A 3,547-nucleotide genomic window follows, 5' to 3' on the forward strand; every position below is an offset into this window, starting at 1 on the left:
CTTTTAATCGTTGTATTCTATCTTTACTTCCCATAACGTATTGTAAATTTTGTTTTGATTTACAATACAAAGTTGCATCAGATAAGAATGTATTTTATTGTCATTACTTTCGTAAAAATTGTACAATTCTTTCAAAATATCACAATTGCAATCGAATGACGGATTAAATAAACGCTTGTGATTAATTTGAAGCCTATTTGGGTAAACAATAATGAGTATCTAACCTTGTTAATGGAAAAATTATACAAATACAACAAAGGCTGCCTGATAGCGGGCAGCCTTTTACTGTTTCACAGCTTGAGAATAAATTTTAAGGTAAATGACGTCAATAGGATCCATCAGGTATGGGTTCCGCTACCATGCTGTTGCCGGAAAGATCATAATAAGTATATAGCATAACCCGGGTGTCTACCACCCATTTTTCAACACCGGCATTCGCGACTAATGTGCAAAAGGTGAGGAAATCACTTTTGCCCTGCTGGTGTTCGGCAATGATCTGCTTAACAGCAGCCGGTGACGCCTGTGCCGAAATTGTTTTTTCGCCGTAGATCGGGTCACCGCTGATCTGAATCATCGTCAGCGGTAATCAATTGTTCCTCCAGTACGACAAGCGCAGCGCGGGGAAAAAAGTAATCCAGAGAAAGGCTTTCCCCGAAGAGTTCATGAAGCGGTGTCTGCATAAACCTGGCTGTGCCATTTTCCCGAAAAACCACTAATACCGAGCCTACCCCTGCTGTATTGTGAAATACCCGGTAAGTATCTCTTAAACCGGTGATACCGGAGCTTGCCAGCGGATTCTGCTGACCCTCATTCCAATAGGAAAGTTTGCCCCTGTACTGGAAGCCGATAACTAAAGCCGTATCCGGCAAGACGCGATATGAATTCTCCTGTTCATTTTCTGAAATGATCAAATGCTTTACGTAAGGCAATAAGCGTTCACATGGTAAATGAACCTGGAATTTCATACCTAAAGTTAATGATTATCAAATTAAAATGTAATGACAGGGGGATTAACGACACCTTTTTTAAGCACTTTATTAATTTTTGCTTAGCCTTTGCTGAACAAGAAACCACAAAGCAGCAGCAAGTAATACAGCGATACTGGCTAAAGGCAATGCCTGTACACCAAAAGTATTAATGGCTAGACCACCGGCGAATGAGCCGGCTGCAAAGCCTGTATTACCCGCAGATACAAAAATACTGCTGGCAAATTCCGGCGCTTCCGGCGCCGAACTGGTGATCAGCGTCTGGCCTAAAAGGAAACCGCCCGTATGAATAAAGCCCCAAACGATGACTAAGGCGAATGCCGGATAAAATTGTTTGGCAACCATAAACAGGATGGCCTGCACCGCGATCAGACCTGCAAAAAATAACCAGACTGTCCGTATCTTGTTATGGCTCAGCAGATGGCCGATCAATAAATTTCCCAATACGCCCGCACCGCCAAAAAGCAGCATGGCCATACTGATCATCTTGCCATTCATGAGTGCCACGTTTTTAAGGTAATCGGCCATGTAACCATAACTCACGGTCATCCCGGTAATGATCAGGATAGTGGTGATGATGCTCCACCAGGTTTTTTTCTTCTTAAGAATGCCTAATTGACTACCGAATGATGGGCGTTCAGTAACAGGCATAGACGGCAAAAGAAATAACAGCGCCAGTACCGCGATCAGGTTAATCACCGCCGAAACGGCGAATGCCGCACGCCAGTCAAACAGGTCGGCAAAAAATACCGTTAACGGCACACCCAATACCGTACCCACGCTTATCCCCGAAAAGACAATAGCTACTGCTTTGGGGGCTTTGTCCGGCTCGACCGATTGGGCTGCGGTGCCCATGGCCACCGAGAAAAATATTGGATGAAAGAAGGCTGGGAGTATCCTGGCGGCCAATAGCCATCCAAAGCTGGGTGCTATCATGGAGAAAATATTGGATAAAATAAATATTCCAAGCACAACCGATAAAGCGACTTTGCGGTTAATGTGCGATACAGCCAGGGTAATAAAAGGGCCTGAAACGGCAATGGTTAAGGCGAAGGCGGTAAGCAGCCAGCCGGCTTGCGCGATAGAAACGTGAAAGCGGGCGGCCAATTCCGGCAGGATGCCGATTACGCCAAATTCTGTCGTAATAATACCGAAGACACCCAGGGCGAGAATATAAACTGTGCTCCGGTTATGCGGGTTAACCAGGTTAGATTTTTGAGCGATGTTAAGATTTGCTATGCGTTCCATTGTAGGTGTTGTTTTAAATAACCATACAAAGTTCGCAATAGGCCGGCGGCTATCGTTTGTCTTTCGTTTCGTAAATTTTGTACAAATCTGTCATTTATGCAGAAATGGTCGTACTTTCCGCCCTTTGGCGGAACTGTGAGGGATTCATGCCTTTTTGCTTCTTAAAGAATTTGTTGAAATGGCTTTCATCGGCGAAGCCCAATTCATCTACGATCTCGGAAATACGCATTTTACTGTATTGCAAACGGTTCTCGATAAGCTTGAGTTTATAATGCGCTATATAATCCTGCATAGTTTGGCCAGTATGCTTTTTGAAATAACGTCCAAGGTAACTCAGGGAAATGCCAAATTTATCGCTGATGTGTTCCGCTTTAGTCAGCTTAGGATCATAGATATTGGCCTGGATATATTGTAAAATATCGAGCGCTTTATCTTCTTTGTCTTCCGCAAACTGTTCGGGCAGATTCATTTCAATGCTTCGCCCGATGACCACCACCAAAGTGTTCACTAAGGCCAGCGTCAATTTGTCCCAGCAATTGATGCGATTAACCCGTTCCCTGATAATGGTTTCCACCATCATCTTGACAAGTGGCTTATCAGTTTCGTAACGCAATATTGATCCGGAGATCTGTTTGGCATTATACAGCAGGTATTCCATCCGTTGTACATTGTCCTTTATAATACCATTTGATTTTAGGTAAATATCGTTGAAGCGAAGGAAGAAAAACTCGGTAGTCGTTTCGATCTTAAAATCATGCAGGTCGTCAGGGGCAAAAAGGAACATATCGCCGGTACGGTAAGCATAGCGGTTATCGTTGACGCAATGTTTGCCTTCTCCGGAAAGAATGTACACCAATTCAAAAAAAGCGTTTTGTCTGGCCCGTTTTGGGAATTCATTCATTGTTTCGACGGAAACAGTGAATGGCTCATATAATTGTTCTTTTACCATTATATTTAATGATTTAGAGAAAGATTGTACAAATATAAGACTATTGATAAATAAATAAAAGGGTTCGCTACCTCATCCACACTGGCAAATCGTTGCAGTAACGAAAACGGGCGTTCTGTCTTAAAGAAATCGGCTTCAGATCCGCTTACAAACTTGGTCTTTCCTTTTAATTGTAAGTCCATGACTAAGAATACACCGGGCCCAAACCTATTTAACTAGATTGAAAAACCGAATGTAGAAGAATAATATATTTTGTTGTGTGAAAAAATAATAACCACTTATTCATCTTAAATACATACCATTGCAATAAGTTTTTAGTATTTTTAAATAACCAAATAAGCCAGTTCGTGAAACGATGAAGATG

The 3,547-nt window shown here is 42.5% G+C and carries 4 protein-coding genes; all 4 read right to left on the reverse strand.

Annotated features, from left to right (window positions below; genetic code table 11):
- Positions 1 to 325: 325 nt before the first annotated feature.
- Positions 326 to 574 (reverse strand): DUF1398 family protein, encoded by a 249-nt coding sequence (locus DBR11_RS29005; RefSeq protein WP_108556003.1) that lies wholly within the window; start codon positions 572 to 574, stop codon positions 326 to 328.
- A complete protein-coding gene (locus DBR11_RS29010) occupies positions 555 to 965 on the reverse strand; it encodes a DUF6597 domain-containing transcriptional factor (RefSeq protein WP_108556004.1) in 411 nt (136 codons plus the stop codon). The genes DBR11_RS29005 and DBR11_RS29010 overlap by 20 nt, the downstream gene beginning before the upstream one ends.
- Positions 966 to 1,037: 72 nt before the next feature.
- Positions 1,038 to 2,234 carry an MFS transporter gene (locus DBR11_RS29015; protein WP_108556005.1) on the reverse strand — a complete coding sequence of 399 codons (1,197 nt, stop codon included), beginning with the start codon at positions 2,232 to 2,234 and terminating at the stop codon, positions 1,038 to 1,040.
- Positions 2,235 to 2,328: 94 nt separating this feature from the next.
- The gene (locus DBR11_RS29020; protein WP_108556006.1) at positions 2,329 to 3,183 is read right to left on the reverse strand and encodes an AraC family transcriptional regulator; all 855 of its coding nucleotides are present in this window, start codon (positions 3,181 to 3,183) and stop codon (positions 2,329 to 2,331) included.
- Between the last annotated feature and the right edge of the window lie 364 nt (positions 3,184 to 3,547).

The organism is Pedobacter sp. HMWF019, assembly GCF_003061025.1.
Lineage (GTDB): Bacteria > Bacteroidota > Bacteroidia > Sphingobacteriales > Sphingobacteriaceae > Pedobacter.

Excerpts from the sequence above, each read along its gene's own strand:
- DBR11_RS29005 (WP_108556003.1), bottom strand. The coding sequence starts at position 574 with ATGATTCAGATCAGCGGTGACCCGATCTACGGCGAAAAAACAATTTCG.
- DBR11_RS29020 (WP_108556006.1), bottom strand. The coding sequence starts at position 3,183 with ATGGTAAAAGAACAATTATATGAGCCATTCACTGTTTCCGTCGAAACA.
- DBR11_RS29015 (WP_108556005.1), bottom strand. The coding sequence starts at position 2,234 with ATGGAACGCATAGCAAATCTTAACATCGCTCAAAAATCTAACCTGGTT.
- DBR11_RS29010 (WP_108556004.1), bottom strand. The coding sequence starts at position 965 with ATGAAATTCCAGGTTCATTTACCATGTGAACGCTTATTGCCTTACGTA.